17 protein-coding genes and 1 tRNA gene are annotated in these 25,053 nt (G+C 46.9%); 6 read left to right on the top strand and 12 right to left on the bottom strand.

The genetic code is table 11. From position 1 onward, the window contains the following. The first annotated feature begins 6 nt into the window (after positions 1-6). Positions 7-1,188 carry a hypothetical protein gene (locus DXD78_RS01125; protein ID WP_009037161.1) on the top strand — a complete coding sequence of 394 codons (1,182 nt, stop codon included), beginning with the start codon at positions 7-9 and terminating at the stop codon, positions 1,186-1,188. 120 nt (positions 1,189-1,308) lie between these two features. On the opposite strand, the gene DXD78_RS01120 is transcribed toward DXD78_RS01125, so the two are convergent. The 4 genes from DXD78_RS01120 to DXD78_RS01100 all read right to left on the bottom strand — a co-directional run bounded on the left by DXD78_RS01120 (position 1,309) and on the right by DXD78_RS01100 (position 5,230). Continuing rightward, on the bottom strand, positions 1,309-1,734 hold the full coding sequence (locus DXD78_RS01120) for a hypothetical protein (protein ID WP_005835201.1): 426 nt from the start codon (positions 1,732-1,734) through the stop codon (positions 1,309-1,311). A gap of 335 nt (positions 1,735-2,069) precedes the next feature. After that, a complete protein-coding gene (locus DXD78_RS01110; RefSeq protein WP_009037162.1) occupies positions 2,070-3,347 on the bottom strand; it encodes a mechanosensitive ion channel family protein in 1,278 nt (425 codons plus the stop codon). Positions 3,348-3,374: 27 nt separating this feature from the next. Next, positions 3,375-4,388 carry a DUF4435 domain-containing protein gene (locus DXD78_RS01105; RefSeq protein ID WP_009037163.1) on the bottom strand — a complete coding sequence of 338 codons (1,014 nt, stop codon included), beginning with the start codon at positions 4,386-4,388 and terminating at the stop codon, positions 3,375-3,377. Between the two features lie 11 nt (positions 4,389-4,399). Further along, positions 4,400-5,230, bottom strand: coding sequence for an AAA family ATPase (locus DXD78_RS01100; protein ID WP_009037164.1), 831 nt, complete (start codon positions 5,228-5,230; stop codon positions 4,400-4,402). Positions 5,231-5,369: 139 nt separating this feature from the next. On the opposite strand from DXD78_RS01100, the gene DXD78_RS01095 reads away from it, so the two are divergent. Continuing rightward, positions 5,370-6,281, top strand: coding sequence for a DMT family transporter (locus DXD78_RS01095; protein ID WP_009037165.1), 912 nt, complete (start codon positions 5,370-5,372; stop codon positions 6,279-6,281). Positions 6,282-6,297: 16 nt separating this feature from the next. On the opposite strand, the gene DXD78_RS01090 is transcribed toward DXD78_RS01095, so the two are convergent. From DXD78_RS01090 to DXD78_RS01065, 6 genes are all read right to left on the bottom strand, one after another. Next, entirely contained in the window at positions 6,298-6,882 is a 585-nt protein-coding gene (locus tag DXD78_RS01090; protein WP_005824006.1) for a Crp/Fnr family transcriptional regulator, read from the bottom strand. Positions 6,883-6,906: 24 nt separating this feature from the next. Then, positions 6,907-8,010, bottom strand: a complete 1,104-nt coding sequence (meaB, locus tag DXD78_RS01085; RefSeq protein WP_005824008.1) for a methylmalonyl Co-A mutase-associated GTPase MeaB — start codon at positions 8,008-8,010, stop codon at positions 6,907-6,909. 49 nt (positions 8,011-8,059) lie between these two features. Further along, complete coding sequence (locus DXD78_RS01080) at positions 8,060-9,133, bottom strand: DUF1573 domain-containing protein (RefSeq protein WP_005835194.1); 1,074 nt, start codon at positions 9,131-9,133, stop codon at positions 8,060-8,062. Between the two features lie 141 nt (positions 9,134-9,274). Beyond that, positions 9,275-15,172: an alpha-2-macroglobulin family protein gene (locus tag DXD78_RS01075; protein ID WP_034528856.1), complete on the bottom strand. Its 5,898-nt coding sequence runs from the start codon at positions 15,170-15,172 to the stop codon at positions 9,275-9,277. A gap of 701 nt (positions 15,173-15,873) precedes the next feature. Beyond that, complete coding sequence (locus tag DXD78_RS01070; RefSeq protein WP_009037167.1) at positions 15,874-17,331, bottom strand: aminoacyl-histidine dipeptidase; 1,458 nt, start codon at positions 17,329-17,331, stop codon at positions 15,874-15,876. A 370-nt stretch (positions 17,332-17,701) separates the two neighbouring features. Further along, the gene (locus DXD78_RS01065) at positions 17,702-18,688 is read right to left on the bottom strand and encodes a lysylphosphatidylglycerol synthase transmembrane domain-containing protein (protein WP_009037168.1); all 987 of its coding nucleotides are present in this window, start codon (positions 18,686-18,688) and stop codon (positions 17,702-17,704) included. Positions 18,689-18,823: 135 nt separating this feature from the next. On the opposite strand from DXD78_RS01065, the gene rsmA reads away from it, so the two are divergent. From rsmA to DXD78_RS01050, 3 genes are all read left to right on the top strand, one after another. After that, the gene (rsmA, locus tag DXD78_RS01060) at positions 18,824-19,618 is read left to right on the top strand and encodes a 16S rRNA (adenine(1518)-N(6)/adenine(1519)-N(6))-dimethyltransferase RsmA (protein WP_009037169.1); all 795 of its coding nucleotides are present in this window, start codon (positions 18,824-18,826) and stop codon (positions 19,616-19,618) included. A gap of 19 nt (positions 19,619-19,637) precedes the next feature. After that, positions 19,638-20,984, top strand: a complete 1,347-nt coding sequence (gene mgtE, locus DXD78_RS01055; RefSeq protein WP_005824027.1) for a magnesium transporter — start codon at positions 19,638-19,640, stop codon at positions 20,982-20,984. Positions 20,985-21,101: 117 nt separating this feature from the next. Further along, positions 21,102-22,955 carry a DUF349 domain-containing protein gene (locus tag DXD78_RS01050; RefSeq protein ID WP_009037170.1) on the top strand — a complete coding sequence of 618 codons (1,854 nt, stop codon included), beginning with the start codon at positions 21,102-21,104 and terminating at the stop codon, positions 22,953-22,955. Between the two features lie 85 nt (positions 22,956-23,040). On the opposite strand, the gene DXD78_RS01045 is transcribed toward DXD78_RS01050, so the two are convergent. Further along, a complete protein-coding gene (locus DXD78_RS01045) occupies positions 23,041-24,219 on the bottom strand; it encodes a phosphoribosylaminoimidazolecarboxamide formyltransferase (protein ID WP_009037171.1) in 1,179 nt (392 codons plus the stop codon). Positions 24,220-24,401: 182 nt separating this feature from the next. Then, positions 24,402-24,472: transfer RNA gene (locus tag DXD78_RS01040), tRNA-Gln, on the bottom strand. Between the two features lie 217 nt (positions 24,473-24,689). Here DXD78_RS01040 and rsfS point away from each other — a divergent pair. Beyond that, on the top strand, positions 24,690-25,049 hold the full coding sequence (gene rsfS / locus DXD78_RS01035; protein WP_005824036.1) for a ribosome silencing factor: 360 nt from the start codon (positions 24,690-24,692) through the stop codon (positions 25,047-25,049). The last annotated feature ends 4 nt before the right edge of the window (positions 25,050-25,053 follow it).

Genomic DNA, 25,053 nt, shown 5'->3' with positions numbered 1-25,053 from the left:
TGAATTATGAAAACAATGAAATGGAAATTCTACTCTCTGGCCTTTGTAGCCGGAATGTCTATCCTCACCGCTTGCAGCAGCGACGACAACAACGACAATGACGGCAACGGCGGCAACGGAAACGGCAATGAAATCGAAAACGGTACGATACTGAAAGGTACCATCACCTCCGACGTGACCCTGGCTGCCGGAAACACCTACAAGCTGAGCGGCGAATACATCGTAGAAGAAGGTGGCACGCTCCACATAGAAGAAGGCGTGAAGATTATCGCCGTTTACGATGACATCGCAGACTACATCCTCGTGAAGCAGGGCGGTAAAATCAACGCCGTAGGCACGCCGGACAAACCCATCGTAATGACCAGCGAAAAAGAAGAGCCGGGCGCATGGGGAGGCATCCACATCTGCGGACGCGCCCACACCAATGCCGAAGGCGGCAAGGGAAGTTCTGAAATAGGCGGTGCCGTTTACGGCGGCAACGATGATGCCGACAACTCGGGCACGCTGCAATACATTCGTCTGGAATACACCGGCTTTGCCTTCGATGAAGAGCACGAAGCCAACGGTATCTCTTTCTACAGCGTAGGCAACGGTACCATCGTGGACCACTGCCAAGCCTACAAAGGTTCCGACGACGGCTTTGAGTTCTTCGGCGGCTCGGTAAACGTGAGCAACCTCGTAGCCGTAAGCTGTAGCGACGACTCCTTCGACTGGACCGAAGGCTGGAACGGCAAAGGCACCAACCTCGTGGCTTACCAAGAAGCCGAATCCACACTGGGCTACGACTGCGACTGCCTGATGGAGTGCGACAACAACGGCAGCAACAACGCCGCCACTCCCGTTGCCCACCCCGTATTGAAGAACCTCATCCTCGTCGGCAACGGCGGCAGCAAGCAAGGCATCCGTCTGCGTGCCGGCACGGAAGTGGAAATAGACAACGCCAAGGTCTGCGGCAAAGGCCAACCCCTGACCGTGGAAACCGCCCTTACCGAAAACGCCCTGAAGAACGGCACCTCCAAGCTGACCAACATCACCCTCACCTCCGAGCTGAGCAGCAAAGAAGGCATCTACACCCATGCCGACTTCATCGCCGTGACAAGCAACAAGGTGGACGCCAACCTGAGCTACAGCTCTTTCGAGGACATCAGGAAAGAATGCAGCTGGATGAACGGAAGCTGGGTGAAGTAAAAAAAAGAAGCACTCGCAAGGCTATAAAAAAACACACAACTTCTTCAACAGCGTGCCCCTCGAATGCCTTCCGGCTTCAAGGGGTACGCGCTGTTTCAAAAAAGAAACTAAAAGTACCGTTTACTTCTTCTTCAGCTCCTTCTTCAATTCCTGAACCTGAAAGCTGAACAAGTCCAGATGACGGCAAACGCGCTGCATGAAACTGCCTGCCGCCCTGAAGCAGATACGCGAAATGCGCACTTTATCTGCCGTACAGTCCTCTATCCGTTCCACCGGTTCGCTGGTGATGGAGGGAAAAAAGTTTCCAAGTCCCTTGATGTTCACCGTGCGTCCACTGGCCAGATAGTCCGCTATAATATCCGGCAGTTGCACCAGCACGGACTGGGCATCGCCCACCTGCAGGGAGCTGACAAAAGCCAGCCTCTTGGCCAGTTCGTCATTGCTCACCGGTTCCGGCTGAAGCACTTTTGACGCCGCGTAGTAGCGCACCACTTCCTTGTCTCCACTCTTGTCCACCTTCTTGCGGACCACATAATTCATTGACATACCAATCTTTCTTTATAATTAGGTTCGTAAAAAACGAAAGATATTCCCGCCCGACGCGAGGCACACCTACAACTTGCATACACAAAGCCTATACCTTACGGTAAAGACTCCGTGACCGAATACCTTTCACTATATGACTGAATACCTAAAACACCCGGATGTATTGCCCCAAAACATGGGGATGTTTTCACCCAAAACACCCGGATGTAATACCCCAAAACATGGGGATGTTTTGGGAGAAAAGATGGGGATGTTCTGACCTTTCAGTATAGGGTTCAAAGGTAATGACTCCCTATGAGAAATACAATAGATATAGGCCTTTTTGATGGTCGGAATCAAGCTCCTTTTTCTTCGGAAGCAGCAGGCAGTACCCGCTGGAAATCTCTGCCGGACGGAGACTGGAATACCTGCAAATCGAATTCGGGGATGATTGCCAGCACATGGTCGAATACATCCGCCTGCACCCCTTCATAGGGCACCCAATCCTTCAGCGCACAGAAGAAATAAAGTTCTATCGGGATACCGCGGTCGGTAGGCTGGAGTTGGCGCACCATGCAGGTCAGTTCCTGATTTACGTCAGGAAGACTTTTCAAATAAGCCGTCAGATACGCCCGGAACACACCCAGATTGGTCTGGCGGCGTCCGTTGACGAGGATGGAGTTATCGATGCCGTTTTCCACATTGTACTTTTCAATCACTTCCTCCGTCTGCTCCACATAATCTTTCAGTAGCTGTATCTTGCGATATTTTGCCAGCATCTCCGGGGTGCAGAAACGGACGCTGGTCATGTCGATATTGATACTGCGCTTCACTCGCCGCCCACCGCTCTCGCGCATGCCGCGCCAGTTCTGGAAGGAGTCGCTGACAAGCAGGTAAGGAGGGATGGTGGTAATGGTATTGTCCCAGTTGCGCACTTTTACGGTGTTCAACGTTACCTCTATCACCGTACCGTTGGCACCGTACTTGGGCATCTCAATCCAGTCGCCCACCTTCAGCATGTCGTTGGCCGAAAGCTGCACACCGGAGACAAAGCCCATAATGGAATCCTTGAATACCAGCATCAGGATGGCTGCCGAAGCACCCAATCCGGCAAGCAGCGAAAGCGGGTCGCGGCCTATCAGTTCGCCCACGACCACAATGCCGCCCACCAGCCATAGGATGACTTGCATGGTTTGCAACATCCCCTTTAAAGGGCGGTCACGAAATTGCTCCTTCTCACTGTATACACTGTAAACAGCCTTCAGGAACGAGTTAACGAAACTCAGGAAAGTAATGATGATGTAAATAAGGCAGATACGCCGGATGAAATCCATTGCCGATGAACCGACTTCGACAAATGCCAATGGAACAAACAGATAGATGATAACGGGAGCCACCATGCGGCTGAGGTGCACCATCACTTTACGGTCGAATACGATGTCGTCCCACGTAGCCTTGGTCTTCTTCACCAGTTGTGCCACTACCTTCAGCAGGATTTTCCGGCATAGGGCATCCGCCAGGAAAGCAACGGCAAGTATCAGTGCGAAGGCAATGAATTGGTCGAGCATATCAGCCCGGGAAGGGGATATGCCCCACCCGATTAAAAGGTCGTCTATCTTCTTCAATATCTCCATAATCGTATGTTTATCATAACGGCAATCTTATCTACGCGACTGTTCCTCCCGCTCGAGGAACTCCATAATGTCTTCTTTCAACCACTGATAAAGATAAAGGTTCTTGTAGCCGCTGTTTTTTTTCAGCATCACGGATACATTGACCTGACTGTTCTCATACCCCGTCAGTTCGTTGCGGAACTGTTCGTTATGCTCTGCCAGGCGCTTTATCTCCTGCTCGCGTTCACGACGCAGCACCGTACATACCGGGATAAGGATTTTCAGCACTACACAATCCATGATATGGTGTCCTTGGATATAAAGATAGGTATTGTCCGGAGTCAGTCCCAAACGTTCCAACTCCGTGCCCAGCTGCTCCACCCGGTCGATGTAGCGGGGGAAACGGGCTTGCAGTTCGGACAGCTTTGCCGACACCGTCTTTTGCATCTCGTCCAGACTACGGTAAGGATGACGCAGGTTTATCTCCTGCAGGCGCACGCAGGCGTTGAAGTCGTACATCGGGAAGGTATGCGTGTCGTGCTGGCGGTAGAACCAGACATTCCACAGAAACAGCGGATAGGCAATCTGCGAATAACGCTTCAGGAAAGCGGGGAAGTCCAGGATATGCCGGTCGTTCAACGTCGCCTGCACACAGACTTCATGCAGACTGTCGGCAAAGCAGTGGAAGTTCTCGATGGCATAACCGTAAGTCTGGAAGATATAGGGACTCTTGTTTATCCTATGCGACACCTTGGTGGCACCTTGCAGCAGGAAGTCGTAGTCGCTGTCTACACACGCTATCAGGCTGCGCCCCAGTTCCGATGTGTTCAACGTATTCATCAGCACCATCTTCTTGCCCTTTGCCAGGGAGGTGGCCGAGGGAAGCATCACTTGAAAATAACGTTCCTCATTCTCGAACTCAGACAGCAGCGTCCGCCAGAAAGCGATGTCGTCATAGCTTTCCACATACGCCACTATGCGCCTGCGTGCTCTCTTGGGGGACAACTTGCGGGCGGCATCCAGATAGGCGGAAGTAAGGTTATGTCTTAGGGAAGTGGGCACTTGGGTAGGAATTAAGGATTAGGGATTAGGGATGAGATTTCGCTGACTTCGGTGACGGCATCCAGCCAGCCTTCCATGATGACTGCGGGCGAATGGGTGGTGAGGATAAGCTGCACATTGGGATTCAGATTGCGTATCATGCCGATAAGCTTCTGCTGCCATTCGATGTGCAGGGAGGCTTCCGGCTCGTCCATGAAGAGTACGCAGTGGTCATCGTCACGCACCAGCACGGTCAGCAGGATGACCAGCATCTGCTTCTCGCCCGAAGACAGTTTGTAGGGCAGCAGGCGTTCACCGTTCTGATAGAAAACGATGTCGTTGCTTTTGCGGTCTATCGTCTTATGGGTATAGCTGAAAAGCTCGTCAATCATATCCTGGAACTTCCGCTTGGGGAGGGAAAGGGAGGGAGCCAGGCTACGCTGCTCTTCATCACCGCTGAGCAGTTCTATCATCTTGTTGCCGATGTTCACCTGATAGTCCAGATAACGGCGCTGGAGCAGATAGAGCTGCCAGTCCAGTTCCGACTTCACGTTGGCATCGGCCATGCGTGCCGTAAAGTCGCCCATGATAAGGGGACGGTCGTAGCTGCGGATTACATCATAGGGGATAAAGGTGGCTGCAGAATTGTCGAAGTAGACGTGTACGCCGTTCTTCTCGTCACTCTTCACTTCACCCGATGTCTGTTCCAGATAGTTGACCGAACGGTTCAGGATAGTGGTTTTCCCCACTCCGTTGATGCCGGAAAGTATATTGACGTCAGGACGCAGGTCCCAGGCAATATCGTACCGATGCCACAATCCGTGTATTTCGATACGCTTGATGTAATTGGCTTGTACTTCCATGGTTTCTTGCTTTAATTAGAAGCAAATATACACGATAATCTCTTATTTCTACGCCCATGAACCAGAAAAATCATATAATGAAAGATTTTCTCTTTTCAGAAAATAGTTGTTCTTTTGCACCCGCAAAGAACAAAAGAGTATGAACAAGAACATTCAAGGGCATCTGTTCGCCCTTACCGCAAATATCTTATGGGGCTTGATGGCACCTATAGGCAAGTCAGCTCTGGTAGAGTTTTCCGCATTGTCAGTAACCACATTCCGCATGGTAGGCGCAGCCGCCTGCTTCTGGCTCCTCTCCTTATTCTGCAAACGCGAACAGGTGGACCACCGGGACATGCTGAAGATATTCTTCGCCGCACTCTTCGCACTGGTATTCAATCAGGGTGTCTATATCTTCGGACTCTCCATGACTTCGCCCATAGACGCCTCCATCGTTACAACCACGCTGCCTATCGTCACCATGATAGTGGCTGCAATCTATCTGAAAGAACCGGTCACCAACAAGAAAGTGCTGGGCATCTTTGTAGGGGCTATGGGAGCATTTATACTCATCATGAGCAGCCAGACCACCGGTGCCGGCAATGGCAGCCTCATCGGAGACCTTCTCTGCCTGCTCGCCCAAATCAGCTTCTCCATTTATCTGACCGTATTCAAGGGGTTGTCGCAAAAATACTCTCCCATCACCCTGAACAAATGGATGTTTGTCTATGCCTCCATGTGCTACATCCCGTTCTCTTACCACGACGTGGCTGCCATACAGTGGAGCGAAATATCTACAGCCGCCCTGCTGCAAGCGGGATATGTGGTTGTGGGAGGAAGCTTCCTTGCCTATATCTTCATAATGAGTGCGCAGAGGCTGTTGCGCCCCACTGTGGTGAGCATGTACAACTACATGCAGCCCATCGTGGCCTCAACCGTTGCCATCATCTTAGGATTGGGAGTGTTCAATTTGGAAAAGGGAATAGCCATAGCCTTGGTATTCCTGGGAGTGTACATCGTGACACAAAGCAAGTCACGCAAGGATTTCGAGAAAGAAGGGAAAGCCGTATAAAACAGCCGTTCCACCGTCACAGTACTCCGGCACGTACCCGGCTCAGAGACTCGGGAGTCATTAACAGATAAGATGCTATGTGGTTGACTGAGGCACGCCGGGCTATCTCCGGATAATCCCTGACGAAGCGCGCATACCGCTCGCGTGAGGTTTCGAAACGCCAAGAGTCTGCTTTATATTGGGAAAGCATTAAAGACCCCTCCAATAAATGGCGAAGCAGACGGGCTATATGCAGATAACGCTCAGAGAGTTCGACCAGTCCTGCATACGAAATGCTCCAGATGACGCCTTCCTCCAAGGATTCCAGCTGAAGGCAATTACGGCGTCCGGTGAAAAGGCTGACGATACACATAGCGCCGTCACCGTCGCAGGCAAAGTTCTCTGTAATGTCCCGGCCTTCTTTGAAATAGAACTGGCGAAGCAGTCCTTTCTCTACAAAAACAATATCCCTGGCTATATCTTTTTCACTAATCAACAGTTCTCCTTTGTGCACCTCACGGCGTACAAACAAACCGGCAATGAGCTCCAGCTCCTCAGAAGGGAGTTCATGAAGGCGGCGGGTAAACCGCCGCGCCACTTCCATGTTGTTTTCCTTAGTCATCGATATAGAGAAAGGGATATGCCCCTATTTCTTCAGTTCTGCAAAATAGGTGTCCAGCAAGTTCTTGGCAGCCACAAAAGAAGTCAAGTTGCCCTGTAGCACTTGTTTTTCCTTGCCAGTCAGCATCGCTTCAATCTGCGGATTGTGGTAGAAGCTGTCGCGCAGCTGTTCGTTAATGGTCTCGTACATCCAGTATTTGCTTTGCTCATTGCGGCGGTATTCAAAATAGCCGTTATCTTTCACAAAGTCAATGTATTTATAGACCATATCCCACACTTCTTTTACACCAAGATTATAGAAACCGGAATAAGTCAGCACTTGGGGTGTCCAACCGCTCTCCGGAGCCGGGAAGAGGTGCAGCGCATTACGGAACTGCGTTGCTGCCAGTCTGGCCCGCTCCAGATTGTCGCCATCAGCCTTATTAATAACAATGCCATCGGCCATTTCCATGATGCCGCGTTTGATGCCTTGCAACTCATCGCCCGTACCCGCCAGCTGTATCAGCAGGAAGAAGTCTACCATAGAATGTACGGCAGTCTCACTCTGCCCCACCCCTACCGTCTCTACAAATATCTTGTCGAAACCGGCAGCCTCACAAAGCACAATCGTTTCACGCGTCTTGCGTGCCACGCCACCCAGCGAACCGGCAGAGGGACTGGGACGTATAAAGGACTTGGGATGAACGGAGAGCTTCTCCATACGCGTCTTATCACCGAGAATACTGCCTTTGCTGCGTTCACTGCTCGGGTCAATGGCAAGAACGGCCAACTTGCCGCCGTGTTCCTCCAGTACATGCAAGCCAAATACATCAATAGAGGTACTTTTACCGGCACCGGGCACACCACTGATACCCACACGGACGGAGTTGCCCGAATAGGGCAAACACTTCTCTATCACCTCCTGCGCCACAGCCTGGTGCTCCGGTTTCACACTTTCCACCAGTGTTACAGCCTGGCTGAGTACCGTAACATCACCTTTCACTATACCCTCCACATAGTCTGATACGGAAAGCTCGCGTTTCTTCCGCCTGGGACGGTTCTTCAAGTAAGGATTGACCGATGAAGGTTGCTCAATGCCTGCATTGACAACCAAGCCTTTATATGCTTCATTATTTTCGGGATGTTCCATGGCTATTTGTGAGTTATAAGTTATGAGTTATGAAGGACTTTACGACTTCTTATTGTTTTGCTTTAATGTTGATTTCAACTTTCGGCTGCATCGGGTCATTGGTAATCATCAGCAGACGCAGATGACGGCGCTTCTTGCCTATATTCTTCTTCACTACCGTTACCCGCAGGCGAGTGCTTTCACCGGGTTGCAATACACTCTTCTTGAGGTTAACTCCCACTGCCGGGTGGAATACCTGGAGCTTGTTTATCTGTAAAGGAGAACGCCCGGTATTGGTAATGGTAATATCTTGACGTGCTTTTGACTTCTTGGCCAATATCGCACTCATATCAACTTCTTTGGTAGAAAGGCTGATGACAGGAGCATTTGCCTTCTCCACTTCCGTCATTCCGGAGAAATCCGGTAAAAGAATGGCAGAAACGGGAATTTCGTTTTCATCGCCCACCTTGTCACCGGAGAAGCGAGAAAGATAGACCGACGCTTGAGTCAGTCCGAGGTCAGTCAGTCTTTCCGAATTCAATGTAAGTGTAATCACTCCTTTTTCTCCCTTTTGCAGCACGTTAGGTTCTACTTTTGTCTGCAAATAAGGGGGCAGATGCATCAGTACCGGTTCATAAGGACGGTCGGAAAGATTGACCACGCCGATATGAATCACCGGCTGCTCACCATGCTGAATATCGGGGAAGTCAAGGCTGTTCTTGTCAATACGTATCTGACCGATAAGATAGGGATGCGTCTTGGTAAAGTCCTTGATTTCCTGTACTACTTCACCATTGAACTTCAAATAGACCAGATTGGGTTGCGCATTGCTGTAAATAGCCACGGATTTCTGGAAATGTCCCAATGCCTTGGCGTCAAAAGTCACATTTACTGTTCCTTTTGCCCCCGGAGCAATAGGCGTTTTTGTCCACTGGGCCACAGAGCAGGCGCAATCCGGCTCTACTTCTGTAAGCACTAAAGGCTGGTCACCCGTATTGGTGATGGTATATTGCACAGTCACGGGATGCTTCCATTCTATCTGGCCGAAACTGTACATCTCTGTATTCGAGGTAAAACGAGCTTGCGCTACAGCAGTCAATACCACACTTGCAAGCACATATAAAGTTATCAATATCCGCTTCATCTATTTTTCTTAATATCAAGATTTCCTAATTCTGCCACTCTCATTCAATATTAGTCGGACAAAAATAGGTGTTTTTAGCGAGAGTACCTAAAATAGCGGAGCGCAATTTGTACAAATTGCGCTCCGCTCCATACTCTATTGTTACTTTATTACAATTATCCCTCCCGCCGAATGCGAAGCATACTCCGGAGCATACGCACACTGTATCGTGGCCAGCCCCGTTTCGTATGTTCCGCCACGGGCTATGCGATAACTGTGCTCTAAGACATAAACGCCTTTGCCCAAATGGTCGAAGAAGAAATTGGTTGCGGCATCTTCCACTTCTGCATAATAACCGAGGCCATTACTCCAACGATAACCGGAAAGCGAGCCTATAGGTTCAAAGCAGGCACCCCGCTGGTCTTTCAACTGAACAAAATCCATAGTACGGTCCAAGCGGATAGTCAAACGGGCCACTATTTTATCACCGACGGATAATACGGTCCCTTCCGTAACCGGTTGCAAGGACTTGCTACCACCGGCCGATATACGCTCTACATAAAGTTTCTTCTCTACATTCAATTCACCCCCCTGCTGCTTTACATCAGATATGGGTGACAGATACTGGGCATAAACAGCTCCCCAGGCAATGCCTGCATCCCGTTTCTCTACGGTGACGGTTTTAGCTTTCAGCTCCGGACTTCCTTGAGCGAAGGTTTCCTTGACATAACCCAAACCCGGGATTATGGTCTTTGTAGGCGACAATGTTTCCAAAACTTTGTTACCTAACGTGATACGTACGTCTCCCCGACTTTCCAGCAGATTAGTACCTTGACAAAGCAATGCATAAACAGCATCAGCCGTTGCAACCGGAGAATTCCAACTGGTAGTCTGCTTCTGTTTCAGCAGCCAGAGTTTCATTTCCTCCACCAAAGCATCGTTGCCACCTGCCATACGCAGGGCTTCCATTACTTCCACATGGGCAGGGATGGGCAGCATACCCCAGTTATACGGATTTGCTTGGAAAGCAAAGTATGCACCCAGTTCATCCGTCTGTACCAGATGTTCCTTGAGGGAAGCGATGAATTCATTCGCCTCGGCTGTACGCCCTACTGCTTTCAGGATGATGGCAGACTGCGCCTTGCTGCTCATGGTTCCATCTTTAAGATTGGCACCTACTTTTGATAGGAAATAGCGGTAAGCCGCTTGATTGTCTGCCGGCACTTGTTCGCCGCTAAGGGCTATCAGATATAGATATGTCATTGCCGATTCGGAGTTGGCAGTAATTCTGGTGCCATTTTTTTCGGCTTTACGGATATTGCGATACTCTTCCAAAGCCTGCCGATTCAAATAGCCGAAAGCTTTCTGCCGCATGGCGGCAACTTCTTCAGACAGTCCATTTTTCGTCAGCAGAGGAAGACGAACAAGTAATTCTGTAATATAGCCAGTTATATAGCGGCTACCGGACATTCCCTTATACCAGCTCCATCCACCGTCTTCACCCTGCAATTCTTTCAATTTGGTAAAAGCGGAAAGATTGCGGTTATTCAGTTGGTTGATATCAAACAACGTGGCAATACGTGCCTGCTGTTCGGCTTCAGTAGTAGCTTCCAGTACCCACGGAGACTCGCTGAGCAGGATATTCTTCACATCCTGATTCTTCTCCAACTGGCTGAGGAAGGTTTCTTTCGTGCCACCGGCAGCCTTCCAACTGTCAAATACAGTCTTAATGCGGGGCTGGCTGTTGGCAATGAAGCCTGCCAGACTATTGGCATACCAAGCTGTAGCCCAAGAAATGGCATTATCATTGGCAGGCAGGCTCAATGCCGGCAACGCTTGTACAGCATACCAAGCCGGATTCCCGGTAAATTCTACAGTCAGACGACGGTCTGTCGCTGTACGGCTATTACGGTTGAAAAGGCTGTCTAATGAGAACGTACGGGTTTCCTCGCCACGGATAGGCATAGCAAGCGTTTCTGTAATATACTCCTTATTACTTAATACGGGCAACAGATGCTGCTCGCCATCGCTAAACGTACCTCCATCGGCAACCATACGAATACCAAGCAAATCATAGCGGTCGGACACTTCGAAATGGAAGTTGACAGCAGTATTTCTTCCTGCTTCTACCAAGAATTTCTGACGTTGAGTAGCAATAACTTTCTCCGTCATAGGGTCGAACAGTGTGAATACTGCTGTTCCTTTCACCGCTTTACCCGTCAGATTGGCTATTGTTCCGGCTATCTGCGTTTTATCTCCAACGCGGACAAACCGAGGCATATTCGGAGTCAGCATAAACTCCTTGGCAGTTACAACGGAAGCATCCAACATCCCAGTCAGCATATCCTTAGTATGTGAGTAACCACGGAAATTCCAACAAGTCAAGCTCTGCGGCATCGTAAAAGAAAACGCAAGCTCCCCTTGTTCGTTTGTACGAAGTTGAGGATAAAAAAAGGCTGTTTCGGCAAAGTTGGTGCGAAGCCCCTCAATAGGTTGCAAGGCCTCGCCAACCGGTATCGTTTCCGATTCAAAAACAACATCTTCCACCGCGTCTTCCGCTACTTGTGCAGGAACATATTTCACTTCAACAGCATTCCCGGAGTCTTCTTTGGCAGCAAACATCGGCTGGTTGGCACCACGTATTCTAAGATTACCGGTCAAAGAGCTATTCCGGGTAGTCCCATACCCCACAACACTTACTTCTTCCAAAAGCGCATTGTCTTCTACCATCACTATCCGCATCCTCCCATCCATATAAGGAGAACAGAAGTAGTCAAACGACCACACCGGAACCCTCCAAGCCTTCAACGGGAAACAAACGGAGAAGTAATTGCTATTATAACGGCTCGCACCACGGAATGCCCCATACAGATTATCCGGATAGAAAACCCGTAGTATCTGGTTACTCTTATAAATCTTATCCAGTGAAGCGTCGTACATCGTAGCCAACATCTCAGCCGCAGCAGGCATACCTTGAGGCGTCTTTATGACGAGCTTCCACTCTTCTTCCTGTCCGGGACGCAAACGGTCACGGAACACTTCCCATTTCATGTCGAGAGCACGTTCCGGCTCCCGCTTCTTCAGTTCAACCTGATGACTGTACATCTCTCCAGCTTTCACAAAACTGAAAAGAATGGTGATTCCCTTGCCATATGCTTCCTTATAAGGGAATTCCATACGAATAATAGTATCATTCAACTGCAACACACGGCTTTCAATGCGTTTTCTGTCACAAAAGACATCCATCAGCACATATGCATCCCGATAAGAAGTCCCCAAAAGAAAAGCGGCAGGGTACTGTACATCAAATTCCTCATTTTCTTTATAATAAAAGAAATCTGTAAACGCAGCCGGACGCTTGTCACTCTTTGAAAAGAGCATGAAACTGTCACTGCCATATGCCCCGTTATTCTCTTCACGTCCCAAACTATCACGTACAGAAAGTTTCAAGCGATAGTTACCTGAAGGAAGCTTGTTCCAAGCCGAAAAATCCTGGAGCCGATTGGCTGTGAAGGTACCCTCCAATACAACATCATCCAAAGGTTCAGAACCTGCAATATTCCTTGCCCCATTTTGTTCTGCAAATGGATAAAGGCAATAGGAACCTTCAATGTGCTGAGGAATATTCATTACATTATTCACTCCAAAAGTGAAAAGCATACTGTCTTCCTTACAAACATATTGAGGCAAGCGAATATCAAAGGAATAAGCCTTAGGACCTGCCAACAAGTTATACGAAGCGGATTGCGTTTCACCGGCCTCATCCGTCACCACCGCCTCCACATGATAAGTATACACACTCCCATACCCGTCTGTATCTACAGCCGGAGCTTCCAAAGTCAAGGGTATGGAAAAATCCCCGTTGGTATCCAATTGTATGGTGTCAGACAATAATGGTTTATCAGCATTGCTCCAATAACCAGGTCTCGGATTCCGGCGAGTCACCGTATATGCCAATGGCACATCCTGCACCATCATGCCATTGAAGGCCTTGACATTTCCTTTCAACACAACCTTGTCACCCAGCCGATAAGCTTCCGAAACCGGAGTGAAGGCAATCTCGAACGTAGGTCGCTTGTACTCCTCTACCCTAAAAGTGACGGTAGATTGAGGCTCTTTGGTTCGTATGCTGAACATGCCATTCAGGCAAGCTGCCGGAAGTACAAACTCCGTAGCAAAAGAGCCGAAATCATTGGTCCGCCCCTTCCTGGTGGCAAGTTCCTTGCGGTTGGCATCCAACAAGACAAGCTCATAATCAACTCCTTGTAGTACCTGGGCGCTATCACTATTCTGCTTGTAAGCTATCCCTTTTACATGAACGGTCTGCCCGGGACGATAAAGCGAACGGTCTGTCAGCAATGCCATCTGCCTCCAATCTGTATCCTTAATACCGTAATAAGGATGATTCATATAAACGTTCTGCGGCATCATGGCTGTGTCTCTGCCTTTACGCGCCACATAACTTCGGATTTCACTCTGCCAGGGTAATACAGCTTTCCCCCCGGCATCAGTCAGTACCTCTGCCATCGCTTTTCTATTCTTCTCATCATAAAAAGAGTAGAAACTCACCTTGGCACCAGCAATCGGCTGTCCACTACGGGCATCCAATGTAGCCACTTCCATACGGTTGTCACCCAAATCCAATGTCAGCACCTTGAAGCGGGTAGATACCAGAAATTTATCATCTGTACGGGCCGTTTCAGTATCAGGTACTATTTGAAGAATATAGACTCCCGTTTCCCGAGGAATCATGAACTTAAATACAGTGTCCGAGGCAAGATAAGGGACATCTTCAGGCAATTTATCCTTGCCTGGCAACGGCTTTAAGCCAAAATGCGTGGAAGAAAACTTCCGGGCATACTTTCTATAAGTATCTTTATTTATACCATGGTCCATCCAAGGTACTTCACTTAAAGTAGTGGTATATAAGTTGAGAGTGAAGCCCTCGACATTACGATAATGCAGCCTCATATTCACCGAATCGCCGGGATAACCGCTTTCATTCATAGTCAGAATGAGTTCAGGCTGTAAAATCTGTTCACGGATATTTTTCAACTCATTGATACGCTTATACGCAGGATAGCGCTTCAAGCCTTCTTCACAGACTTTTAGAGCCTCATCAGCGCGTTTCGGTTCCAAACGGCGCAGGTGGTTGGCTTTATGAATGTAAACCTCGGCACAAACCTCTCGTGAACCGTATTCCTTTATCAATTTATTCAAAACCTCAAGATATTCCCGATTAGCCTTTTCCTGACGCATTCGGAAAGTAGGATAAGGCTGCTGGCTGATACCACCGGTCAACTTCCAGTTCCAATAATCAAGAGAACAGAGCAACATAGCATCTTCCGAACCGGCACGATGGCGATAAGCATTCATCATATCCAGATAAATCCTTTCGATACGGGTCTGTACCAAAGAATCCACGCTGAAACCATCCAGCTGCCGATAAGCATCAACAGCACGGCTCACCAATAGATGGTACATATCGTGCCCATAGAACCGGCTACCGTCTTCCAACACCACAAAAGGCACATATTGTTCTGCAGATGTATTGAGCAAGCGGATGGAATCCTGCAAGGATGCACGGTTACACCTATCTATTTTATCCACAAACTGGCTGATACTCCACTCACGGATATCTGCTGGAACCTCGTCAACAGTCAGTAAAGTACGTGACAGCAAGACACGGCGATTCTTCCGCATCAAGTCAGCATATTCATATGCCAACAAAGAGTGTAGAATAGCCTTGTTCACCGGATTCCTCTCCGATTGTGCCCAAGATTCCATATATTTCAGACTGGAGTAAAGGCTGTCCGGAGTCAGCCCCTCTTGATAAGTCTCCCTACAAATGTAGGCTTTCAACATTTGCGGAGCATTCTGCTCTTGCCGACCTTTCCGATAGATTTCATCAGCCAGTTTTATCACTGTTTGAGGCAGGCTTTTCTTTTGAGCCTGCTCCACCTGCTTCCACAACTTATCGTACGTCTGCGCATACAATGCCGAAGCCCCAAATGTAACCAGCAGTAACAATATGCTACAAATTCTTTGAATTACTCTCATAATTATTCGTTTGTTAGTCTTTGTATTAATAACAAAGGAAGTGAATAAAGTTCAAACAAATGTACTTTTGGACATAAAAAATCTTATTCTACTCCTACAAAAAAACAAGGGATATGTTTGCAAACATATCCCTTGTGCTATACTTAAATGTTAGTGTACTCACATTTGGAGGCTATAATATCTCATTGCCTCCATCCAATTCTTACCAGCTGCGGTAAGAATGTGCTTAAATGAATTTGCAATCTTCTTTTTCATAATCTTAAAAAATTAAACTAATACCTGAAAACTAAAATTCAATACTTCACGAAAGGGGGGGAATGCTTAAAGCATTACGTAACCCCAAATGTTCTTATCGGCTTCGCCGACATGCTTAAAAAAACTCTTTAACATTTTCATTTTGTTATCCTCCTAAAATCAATCTTGTTATCCTTAAAAAATCTACTAGTTTTCTATTGTTTTCATGTTTTACAACACAAAAATAGAGCCTTTGTTCAAGATAACAAGCAAAAAACGGATAGAAAACATGTTTTATAACATATTTCTTGACTTAGGTCAATTTTTAGGGAGAAAGTGCAAGGATATTGACATACCATTGTAATAAGTCTGGGACATTCTGGCAGAAAGAGGACAAACTGTCACAGACAAAAAAGGCAGGATACTTAATAAAGCACCCTGCCCCTATTCATTACATAAAGTATTCTCTACTTTTCAGGAGTCTGCTCCAATGTAGCCACCAAGAAATCATAGAACTTGGAAACAGTAGGAATTAACGCACGCTCGTCCGGTGAATGCGGAGAACGCAAAGTGGGACCGAAAGAAATCATATCGAGTCCTGGACAATTGGCACCAATAATACCGCATTCCAGACCTGCGTGAATAACCTTCACGGCAGGTTCCACACCAAACTGCTGCTTATAGGACAGCTTCATGGCATGCAGTATGGGAGAATCCACATTGGGTTGCCATCCGGAATAGCCACCACTCAACTCCACCTTCATACCTGCCATAGCGAAACAAGCTGTCAGGCTGTCTGCCAGGAAATCCTTCATCGTATCGCAAGAACTACGCGCCAAAATACGAACTTCGGCCTTACCATCTGCAATGATTACGATAGCCAAATTAGAGGAGGTTTCTACAGTATCGGGAACAGTAGGAATCATACGCATCACACCATTCTGGCAAGCCATCAACACGTTAATCATATTATCCTGAATTTCTGAAGGAACAACGGCAGTGGGTAGAGTTACCTCTTCTATACTCAGGGTAATACCACTTTCAATCGGAGCATATTCGTCATTCAGTTGTGCCTCGTATTCCTTCATATAATCTTCCAAACCGTCCATATCCTCAGGATTGAACACCAATACCGCATGTGCTTCGCGGGGGATAGCATTACGCATATTACCACCTTCAAAACTTGCCAGCTGGGAGTCAAACTCAATCAGCAAATCATGTACGATGCGTGCCAGCAATTTATTGGCATTACCGCGCCCTTCATTGATTTCCAAACCGGAGTGACCGCCACGCAAACCTTTCAGCGTAATCTTACGGGCAACGAAATCGGCCATAGGCGTCTCCTCCTTATATTCCAAAGTAGCAGTAATATCAAGACCACCGGCACAGCCGATATAGAGTTCGCCTTCGTCCTCAGAGTCAAGGTTCAGCAGAATTTCCCCTTGCATAGTTCCGGGTTTCAAACCGAATGCACCATACATTCCCGTTTCTTCATCCTTGGTAATCAGGGCTTCCAATGGGCCATGCTTCAAGTTATTATCTTCGAGCACCGCCATAATGGCAGCTACTCCCAAACCATTATCTGCTCCCAGCGTGGTACCTTTGGCTTTCACCCAATCACCGTCAACATAGGTTTCAATGGGATCTGTTGTAAAATCGTGAATAGTATCGTTGTTCTTCTGAGGCACCATGTCCATATGCGCCTGAAGGATGATGCCTTTGCGGTTTTCCATACCCGGAGTGGCAGGCTTACGAATAATAACATTGCCGACCTCGTCGACAAATGATTCCAACCCCAAGCCTTTTCCAAAATCAATAAGGAATTTGGTAATCTTCTCCATATGTCCTGACGGACGGGGAATCTGGGTCAGTGAATAAAAGTGCTTCCATACATTCTGTGGAGCTAACTGTAAGATTGTACTCATAATTCTAAAAAGTTAGTTTTCGCAAATATAACGGTTTATTCTCGGAAAGTACAATAAACCGGGATTTTTCTAAAGTACTAAATCATCAGCTATCTTAAACATGGCTTTTACATCTTCACATATTGCGATAGAACATCTGCACCTAATATAGCTACCATATTTAGGAATTTCTCCCACTTCTATATCCAAGCAACAATATCGTTTAAAGAAACCAATCTTCCAACAACCTTTAGGCTTCAGTACTTATAAGGAAGTACTGAAGTACTTGCAAAGAAGTATTACAGTACTTTTAAAGGAGTACTCTCTATAAGTACTGTCTCTGTCCTCTAACACAAGAAGTGACAATATAGGAACCCACCACAAGAAACGTCTATTTCTTTGCCCTATTCGCCAATGCCAGGTGTAACGACCCGTAGATGCCTAACACTATCACCAGCAACGTCTGTATGCCATGCACTATCAGAGCAAATATACCCGCATCCGTAGCATTTACCCCATAAAGCATCATCATAGTGATGACAGCAAAGTGCCAGGGTCCTGCCCCGTTGGGCGTGGGAACAATGACTGCAAACGTTCCGCCGACAAACATCACCAGCCCGGCAAGGAAACTAAGGTGCTCCGTAAACTGGAAGCAATAGAAAGTTATATAGAAATGATAGAAATAGCATAGCCAAATAAGTAAAGTGTAAAGAACAAACAAAGGCACATTCTTCACATTCTTAAGCGACATCACACCTTCCCATATATTCAAGACTACTCCCTTTACCTTTTCAAAAAAAGAAAGCATACGCAACAGAAAATAGAGAAGTACCAAAACACCAATAATAGAAAAAAAAGCCACATAAAACCAAGGGGAAGTCACAAGATGCACCAGCGAAGGAATCTTGGTGCCCGTCTCCTCGAAAAAACGGAAAAAAACGGGCATCTGCACCAAAAAAGTAATCCCCGTAATCAGCAGAATGCAAAGCGTATCTACCAACCGCTCTGTCACCACCGTCCCCAAGGACTTCGCAAAGGAAACATTATCATATTTGGCAAGTACTCCACAACGTGAAACCTCTCCCACACGGGGCAGTACCAGATTGGTGGCATAAGATACGAAAATGGCATCGACGCAATCGCTTGTTTTGGGATGAGCATCCAGTGGCTCCAAAGTCTGCTTCCAACGCCAGCCTCGTAACACATGGCTCATCACACCGAAGAACAAGGACAACAACATCCACCACCAGTTCGTCTGATGAAGGAGAACTTCTTCTGCCTTTGAAAAGTCAAAATCACGATATACCCAATAGAGGATAAAACCACCTAATAAAATGGGTAAGATGATTTTCAATGTCTTTTTTAGCAGCTTATTCATACGATATTCCCAAATTCTTCATTCTTCATTCTTCATTCTTCATTGAAAAGAACTACCTTTGCTCCGTGTAAAGATAGGTTGTAGTTCGCATTACAGCCTGCATTTACGGAGCAAAAGTAATGATTTAGTTGATACATGAGAGTAGTTAAACCTAAAAAGTTTCTCGGGCAGCACTTCCTGAAAGACCTGAAAGTGGCACAAGACATCGCCGACACGGTAGATGTCTGTCCCGAAATTCCCATCCTCGAAGTTGGTCCGGGAATGGGAGTACTGACCCAGTTTCTTCTGCCCAAAGAGCGCAACGTCAAAGTAGTAGAACTGGACTACGAGTCAGTGGCCTACCTACGGGAAGCCTATCCGCAACTGGAAGACAACATCATTGAGGACGACTTCCTCAAAATGAACCTGCAACGGTTGTTTGGCGGACAAGCTTTTGTATTGACGGGAAACTATCCTTATAATATCTCCAGCCAGATATTCTTCAAAATGCTGGAATATAAGGACCTGATTCCCTGCTGTACGGGTATGATACAAAAGGAAGTAGCCGAGCGCATAGCAGCCGGACCGGGCAGCAAGACATACGGAATCCTAAGCGTACTGATACAAGCATGGTACAAAGTGGAGTACTTGTTTACGGTACACGAACATGTCTTCAACCCACCCCCAAAAGTTAAAAGTGCCGTCATCCGCATGATGCGCAATGAAACGCACGATTTAGGATGCGATGAGAAATTGTTCAAGCAAGTAGTGAAAACCACGTTCAATCAACGACGCAAGACTCTACGGAACTCCATAAAGCCGATACTCGGCAAAGACTGTCCACTGACGGAGGACGTATTATTTAATAAACGCCCGGAACAACTGTCCGTAAAGGAATTTATTCAGCTGACCAACCAAGTGGAGCAGGCATTGAAAACGATTAATGATTAGTGATCAAACACGAACAATCATGGAAATAGACGAAGAATACATAGACAAAGTCAAAAGCCTGATAGAACAGAAAGACGCGGAAAACGTCAAAACACTTTTGACAGACCTTCACCCGGCGGATATTGCAGAACTGTGTAATGACCTCGGCTTGGAGGAAGCCCGCTTCGTTTACCGCCTCCTTGACAACGAAACGGCAGCGGACGTACTGGTTGAAATGGACGAAGACATCCGGAAAGAATTCCTGGAACTTCTTCCTTCGGAGACCATTGCCAAGCGTTTCGTGGATTATATGGACACGGACGATGCCGTAGACCTGATGCGCGAACTTGATGAAGACAAGCAGGAGGAAGTACTTTCGCACATCGAAGATATAGAACAAGCCGGTGACATCGTTGACCTGCTGAAATATGATGAAGACACTGCCGGTGGTTTGATGGGTACGGAAATGGTGACTGTCAATGAAAACTGGAGTATGCCGGAGTGCCTGAAGGAAATGCGCCTGCAAGCTGAAAAGCTGGATGAAATTTACTACGTATACGTCATCGACGACGAAGACCGTCTGCAAGGGGTATTCCCATTGAAGAAAATGATAACTTCCCCTTCTGTCTCCAAGGTAAAGCATGTGATGCGGAAAGATCCTATCTCCGTCCATGTAGATACCCCCATTGACGAAGTGGTACAAATCATCGAAAAGTATGACTTGGTGGCAGCTCCTGTTGTAGACAGTATCGGGCGTCTGGTAGGCCAGATTACCGTAGACGACGTTATGGACGAAGTCCGCGAACAGTCGGAACGTGATTACCAGCTGGCATCCGGTTTGTCCCAAGATGTAGAAACGGACGATAATGTCATGCGCCAAACTTCTGCTCGCCTTCCATGGTTACTTATCGGTATGTTAGGCGGTATAGGCAACTCCATGATATTGGGTAACTTCGACACGACTTTCGCCGCCCATCCGGAAATGGCCCTTTATATTCCGTTGATTGGTGGTACGGGGGGAAACGTGGGAACCCAGTCGTCTGCCATCATCGTGCAAGGCCTTGCCAACAGCTCACTGGATGCCAAAGACACCTTCAAGCAGGTAGCCAAGGAAGCAGTAGTGGCGGTCATCAATGCCACCATCATCTCCCTGCTGGTATACATCTATAATTTTATCCGGTTCGGAGCTACGGCTACGGTCACTTATTCCGTCTCCATCAGCCTCTTTGCAGTCGTCATGTTCGCCTCCATCTTCGGAACGCTAGTCCCCATGACTTTAGAGAAACTGAAGGTTGACCCGGCCATTGCCACCGGCCCGTTTATCTCCATTACCAATGACATTATAGGCATGATGCTGTACATGGGTATCACTGTCTTACTGTCATAAAAACAAGAAAATAGAAAAAAATCAAGGCAAATTGTATGAAGTAATCATTTTATTTCATTAATTTGTAGCCTAATGTAACCCGAACGGGAGGAACCCGTTTCTAAAAAAGTAAATACAATGACGGACACTCATGACACTAATCTCCCCGAAAAGCCGGTGGAATTAGAAGAAGAAAAGAAGGCAGCAGAGGTTTCTGAACCGGCAACAACAGAAACTCCCGCTGAAGAAATCGTTTCGGAAAAGCCGGTAGAGCCAGTTCAGAAGCTCACGAAAGAGGAAATACTTGCCAAACTCAAAGAGGTGGTTGCAGACGTGGAGAACGTGGCAAAACCTGAAATAGACGGTTTGAAGCAATCTTTCTACAAGCTGCACAATGCTGAGCAGGATGCGGCCAGAAAACTGTTCATTGAAAACGGAGGCGCCGCGGAGAACTTTGTTCCACAAACAGACTGTGTGGAGGAAGAGTTCAAGAATATCATGTCCGTCATCAAAGAAAAAAGAAGTGCACTCACAGCCGAATTGGAGAAGCAAAAGGAAATGAACCTGCAGGTAAAGCTTTCCATCATCGAAGAGCTGAAGGAGCTGGTTGAATCTCCAGATGACGCCAACAAGAGCTATACGGAGTTCAAGAAACTACAGCAGCAATGGAACGAAGTTAAACTCGTTCCGCAAGCTAAGGTCAACGAGCTTTGGAAAAACTACCAATTGTATGTTGAGAAATTCTATGACCTTCTGAAACTGAACAATGAATTCCGCGAATACGATTTCAAGAAGAATTTGGAAATCAAGACACATCTCTGTGAAGCTGCCGAAAAGCTGGCGGATGAAGCGGATGTAGTTTCAGCTTTCCATCAGTTACAGAAGCTACATCAAGAATTTCGTGATACAGGGCCGGTAGCCAAGGAACTACGCGACGAAATCTGGGCACGTTTCAAAGCAGCCTCTACAACCGTAAACCGACGTCACCAGCAACATTTCGAAGCATTGAAGGAAGTGGAACAACACAATCTTGACCAAAAGACTGTAATTTGCGAAATCATAGAAGCCATTGACTACAAAGAACTGACAAACTTTGCTTCTTGGGAGAGCAAGACGCAAGAAGTCATCGCACTTCAAAACAAATGGAAAACCATCGGTTTCGCTCCGCAAAAAATGAACGTGAAGATTTTCGAACGTTTCCGCAAAGCGTGCGACGAGTTCTTCCGTAAAAAGGGAGAGTTCTTCAAGAGCCTGAAGGAAGGTATGAACGAAAACTTGGAAAAGAAGCGTGCCTTGTGCGAAAAAGCAGAAGCTCTGAAGGACAGTACCGACTGGAAAGCAACCGCCGATGAACTGACCAAACTTCAGAAAGAATGGAAAACCATCGGCCCAGTAGCAAAGAAATATTCGGATGCCGTATGGAAACGTTTCATCTCCGCTTGTGACTACTTCTTCGAACAAAAGAACAAAGCCACTTCTTCACAGCGCAGCGTAGAGCAAGAAAATCTGGAAAAGAAAAAAGCCATCATCGAGAAACTGAATGCTATCGATGACCAAATGGATACGGAGGAAGCTACCCAACTGGTACGCGACCTCATGAAAGAGTGGAACGGCATAGGACATGTACCTTTCAAAGAGAAAGACCGAATCTATAAGCAATACCACAGCCAGGTAGACAAATTGTTTGAACGCTTCAACATCAGCGCCTCCAACAAGAAGCTAAGCAACTTCAAGTCGACTATCAGCTCCATTCAAGAAGGTAGTCCACAAGCCCTTTACCGGGAACGTGAGAAACTGGTACGTGCCTTCGACAATATGAAGAACGAGCTCCAGACATATGAAAACAATCTCGGCTTCCTAACCACTTCTTCCAAGAAGGGAAACAGTCTGCTGACAGAAATCAACCGCAAGGTGGAAAAGCTGAAAGCAGACATCGAACTTGTAAAAGAAAAGATAAAAGTGGTGGACGAGAACATCAAAAACCAAGGATAACGTAACAAGATAAGACTTAATAAAAAAGGAACCCGCCCCTACAGCTATGCAGCCGTGGGGGCGGGTCTACTTTTTATACACCTTATCAATGATGGAACAGACGGATACCCGTGAACGACATGGCAATGCCATATTTATCGCAAGTTTCAATCACATGGTCATCGCGTACAGAACCACCCGCTTGGGCAATGTAATCTACTCCACTCTTATGGGCACGCTCAATATTGTCTCCAAAAGGGAAGAATGCATCCGAACCCAAAGAAACACCTTTCAATGTATCCAACCAAGCCCGTTTTTCTTCACGGGTCAGCACTTCAGGTTTCTCCGTAAAGAGCTGCTGCCAAACACCGTTAGCCAGCACATCGTCATGGTCTTCACTGATATAGACATCAATCGTATTATCACGGTCGGCACGGCGGATTTTCTCTACCCATGGCAAATTCAACACCTTCGGATGCTGGCGTAAATACCAAATGTCAGCCTTGTTGCCCGCCAAGCGAGTACAGTGGATACGGCTCTGCTGGCCGGCACCAATACCGATAGCTTGACCGTCCTTCACATAGCATACAGAATTCGACTGCGTATATTTTAAAGTGATAAGCGCTATCATCAAATCACGCTTCGCAGCTTCCGGAAAATTCTTATTCCGAGTAGGAATGTTCGCAAAGAGTTCATCTCCGTTCAGCTTTATCTCATTACGTCCCTGCTCAAACGTGATACCAAAGACATCCTTATGTTCAATCGGGGCAGGATTATAGTCGGGACTTATCTGAATCACATTGTAAGTTCCTTTACGCTTTTCCCTCAAGATAGCCAGTGCTTCGTCCGTATACCCCGGAGCAATAACGCCATCCGAGACCTCGCGGTTAATAAAACGTGCAGTAGCCTCGTCGCACACATCACTCAAAGCGATAAAGTCACCATAGGAAGACATACGGTCGGCACCGCGGGCACGCACATATGCGCAAGCAAGCGGAGAGAGCGGAAGATTATCCACAAAATAAATCTTCTTCATTGTCTCGTTGAGTTCCAAGCCGATGGCGGCACCCGCCGGACTGACGTGTTTGAATGAAGTTGCAGCAGGCATACCGGTCGCCTCTTTCAGTTCCTTTACCAACTGCCATCCATTCAAGGCATCCATAAAATTAATATACCCCGGACGTCCATTCAAAACCTCAATAGGTAACTCCCCCTCCTGCATGAAAATGCGAGCCGGCTTCTGGTTAGGGTTACAGCCGTACTTCAGTGCTAATTCTTTTGCCATAAAATTCTGCTTTAATGTTGAAATGCTACAAATTTACAGAATATTTCCGGCTTACAGAAGCCTTGTCACTGAATTTGCCACCGAATGCCTACACTGAAATTTTCGTACATGGTCGAAAAGCAACAAAAAACCACTAAAACTTGCGATTTTAGTGGTTTTTTGACTTAAATAAGGTAAGTTCGTTGGGCTACCTGGATTCGAACCAGGAATGACAGGACCAGAATCTGTAGTGTTACCATTACACCATAGCCCAATTGTTATTATTTCCGTTTTGCGGTTGCAAAGATACAAAGATTTCTATAAATCAAAACAAAAACGAGTATTTTTTTCGCAAAAAACTGATAAGATACCGTAATCCAAAGAATTATATAACTAAAAAAAATCAAAAATTGAAAGAGTTTTCCTCTTTTGCGTGTTTGATATGAGAAATCAACGTATATTTGTCAACTGTTTTAATATAATAATGTATAATGAACGAAACGAAGAAACTGATTCAACAGATAACAGAAGGTATTCAAGATAAAAAAGGAAAAAAAATCGTCATCGCAGATCTGACAAAAATCGACGATACAATATGCAATTATTTCGTCATCTGCCAAGGAAACTCTCCCAGCCAAGTGACAGCCATTGTAGAATCCATCAGGGACTTCACACGCAAGGGTGCCGATACCAAGCCCTTTGCCGTAGACGGGCTGCGCAATGCCGAATGGGTAGCTATGGACTACTCGGACATATTGGTGCATGTCTTCCTGCCTGAAACAAGGGAATTCTACAATCTGGAGCACCTATGGGCAGACGCCAAATTAACTCAAATTCCTGACCTCGATTAATCAA

The sequence above is a fragment of the Bacteroides sp. D20 genome, from assembly GCF_003436255.1.
GTDB lineage: Bacteria > Bacteroidota > Bacteroidia > Bacteroidales > Bacteroidaceae > Bacteroides > Bacteroides uniformis.
Note: the sequence above shows the minus strand (reverse complement) of the source record. Positions and strands in the feature narration are given on the sequence as shown.